Genomic DNA, 2,953 nt, shown 5'->3' with positions numbered 1-2,953 from the left:
ACAAAGGGTTGATCATAGCTGAGGGGACACCATCTCAGTTAAAGGATAGTGTTGGAGGCGATCGCATTACCCTGCGCATCCGGGAATTCTCCCCCATTGAAGAAGCCAAGCAAGCCAAACATATGCTGCAGTCTCTGCCCTTTGTGCGAGAGGTGATTATTAACAGCAATCAGGGGAATTCCCTTAACCTTGTGGTTAAACCCCAAAGCAATGCCTTAATGATCATTCAGCAAGCGTTAAAAGACCTTAGTTTACCAACCTTTGGGATTGCTCAGTCGCGACCTAGCCTAGATGATGTCTACCTAGCTGCCACAGGTAAAACCCTGATGGATGCTGAACTGGCTCAGGCTGGGAAACGGGATCTCAAGGCAGAGCGGAAACAAAATATGGCCTAAAGGAGAGATAGGGTAGAGGGGAAAGATGGGTAGATTCTCTACCCAAAGTTTCTTATATCTTCTTTGATCAATAACTGATGTCTAGGTTAACTATTCAGGAGTTTTGGGAAAAGTAAGTCCGAAGCCTCAACCTGATCAAGTAAGCGTGCAGATACATGGACTTCCCAAGTTAAGGATTTCGCTCACTGCCGAAATCCTTAACAAACCCTTGACATTATTACTGCAAATAGATATAGACATATAGTAGTAACAGGATATAATACCAAATCCGGTTAATATTCTAATTTAGATAAATTAATCAGGAAAAAGACGAAAATTAGAGGAATCCAATGAGCAAAGACCTCGAAAATATCAAAATGATTGAGTTTCAGCAGCCCATTAACTGCTGCAACGTCACTGCGATCGCTTATGCATTGACAGCACTAGAATGTCCAACGACTATTGACGATATATTCTACGTAACCAGACTGCCGATTGCCTCGGTTCTAGATGACGGGATGACCCTTGCTGAGACCTATGACACCTTAACCAAGTACGTCGAGGGTGCTAAATTACCGTTCTCTGTAATCATGGAGCATTTCGACAAACCGAGCATGACACTTGATGTCTTTATCAAGGAAGTTGAAAGGGCAGTCTCGGATAACAAGGATATCCACATCCTAAACTTCAGTGTTAGCATCGCCCACGATAATGTCAATTTAGGGGGGGGTCACTTCTCCTTGGTGGCAGACTACGACTCAACTACCAAAGAACTGACTGTCGCCGACACCAATCCCAAGAAGTACACACGCTTTTGGAAATGTCCTATAGAGCAAATGTATAAGGCTTGCGTAGACAAGGATAGTTCCTCGTCACGCTCCCGTGGCATGATTGTAGTCCGGAAGCTTGAGGGCACAGAGCAGTAATTGACATAGTCCAAGACTAACGCTATGGGTTATAGTCTTGGATTCTTGGTAGCAGCTGGCATCGGTGCAATCTTTGATGCATAAGCAATATCAATCTTTTGTTACTCTCCGAAGTAACCAAGTAACAAAAAAGCCAGATTATCCATCAATAAAATAAGGTTGAAATTGATTCATAACATGAATTAAATCGTGCAACCCAAGCCATAACTAAAGATTATTAAAAACAGTTTGGCATCCACTTTCATAATTCCATTGTTGATGGATAGAGAAATCAACACCAGTATTTTTGATATCATAATAAATTGGGTGAGATTGGTTTAAGGAAAAAAACAACGACTGAATTATAAAGGGATTCTTTAAAATAGAACCTAGATAACCGCCATAATTCTTGCTTCAAAAGCTGCCCTCTCAACAGGGTTAATAAAGATTGCTCCAACTATTGTAAGAATCTATTCCACGAATGAATATGAGTAAAACCCTTACCCCTCCTAAATCCCAATTTAACTGGCAACCAGACCTTACTGCACCAATCCCAGTCAATGATACTCCTGGTGTAAGTGAATTTATCCAAGAAACCCTTGCCCTAACCAAACGCCTGTTTATTCAGCTGCAACGGCGTCCTTCTACCTTAATGGCTGGTATTATCCAGCCCCTAATGTGGCTAATCCTATTTGGGGCATTATTCCAAAACGCTCCTCAAGGGATTTTTGGCGAGAGTTTGAGCTATGGCAAATTCCTAGGTGCAGGGGTGATTGTGTTTACCGCCTTTGCCGGAGCACTCAATGCTGGCTTACCGATCATGTTTGACCGGGAATTTGGTTTCCTCAACCGCTTACTCGTAGCTCCGTTAGTATCTCGCTTCTCTATTGTTGCAGCCTCAGCCATATATATAATCGCTCTGAGTTTGCTGCAAACTGTGGCAATTGTCACCGCTAGTTCCTTTTTAGGAGCTGGTTTACCGAACTTAGCTGGTCTGGCGATGATTGGCTTGATTGTGTTCTTGCTGGTGGTGGGAGTCACAGCTCTCAGTCTCGGACTAGCATTTGCTCTACCCGGTCACATTGAACTAATTGCAGTCATTTTTGTTACCAACTTACCCCTACTGTTTGCCAGCACAGCCCTTGCTCCTCTCTCCTTCATGCCCAAATGGTTACAGGTGGTAGCCAGTCTTAACCCCCTCAGCTATGCCATTGAACCAATTCGCTATCTCTATCTTCACAATGACTGGTCTGTTGGTAGTATTGTGATGCAGGCTCCCTGGGCATCTATTACCTTTGGCCAATCCCTGTTGATATTGCTTGGTTTTAGCACAGTCGTATTACTCGCAATTTCTCCACTACTCAGCCGCCGGTTGTAATTATTCTTCCTAGGGCTAAGGCCCTAGGATCCCGTGAAAGAATCAATATTAACTCATCGCTTTTTCTGGATGGTTGACTATTGACAGAATCGCGTCAACAGCCCAAAATGAACCTGTAACAATTGTGCAGGTTAACTGTGCAGGTTAACTCAGGTTAACTATATATAAATCTATAGCAGAATACCAGTGAGATTTATCCATTGAGGGGGGATTTCTATGACAATCAGCAACCAATCTGTTTTTACTGTAGCTGTATTGAGTGTAGCCCTTGGCATTACTACAGCGTTACTGCACGG

The 2,953-nt window shown here is 43.1% G+C and carries 3 protein-coding genes; all 3 read left to right on the top strand.

Features of this window, described 5'->3' with window-relative positions:
- Positions 1-395 (top strand): DUF4162 domain-containing protein (locus F6K49_RS38895; protein ID WP_293105850.1); only part of this gene is annotated, 395 nt, incomplete at its 5' end.
- 329 nt (positions 396-724) lie between these two features.
- Positions 725-1,300, top strand: a complete 576-nt coding sequence (locus F6K49_RS38890; protein WP_293020868.1) for a phytochelatin synthase family protein — start codon at positions 725-727, stop codon at positions 1,298-1,300.
- Between the two features lie 466 nt (positions 1,301-1,766).
- Positions 1,767-2,657, top strand: coding sequence for an ABC transporter permease (locus F6K49_RS38885; protein ID WP_293069303.1), 891 nt, complete (start codon positions 1,767-1,769; stop codon positions 2,655-2,657).
- Positions 2,658-2,953: the final 296 nt, after the last annotated feature.

The sequence above is a fragment of the Moorena sp. SIO3I6 genome (assembly GCF_010672095.1).
Note: the sequence above shows the minus strand (reverse complement) of the source record. Positions and strands in the feature narration are given on the sequence as shown.

Coding starts and splice junctions, on each gene's coding strand:
- F6K49_RS38890 (WP_293020868.1), top strand. CDS start 725: ATGAGCAAAGACCTCGAAAATATCAAAATGATTGAGTTTCAGCAGCCC.
- F6K49_RS38885 (WP_293069303.1), top strand. CDS start 1,767: ATGAGTAAAACCCTTACCCCTCCTAAATCCCAATTTAACTGGCAACCA.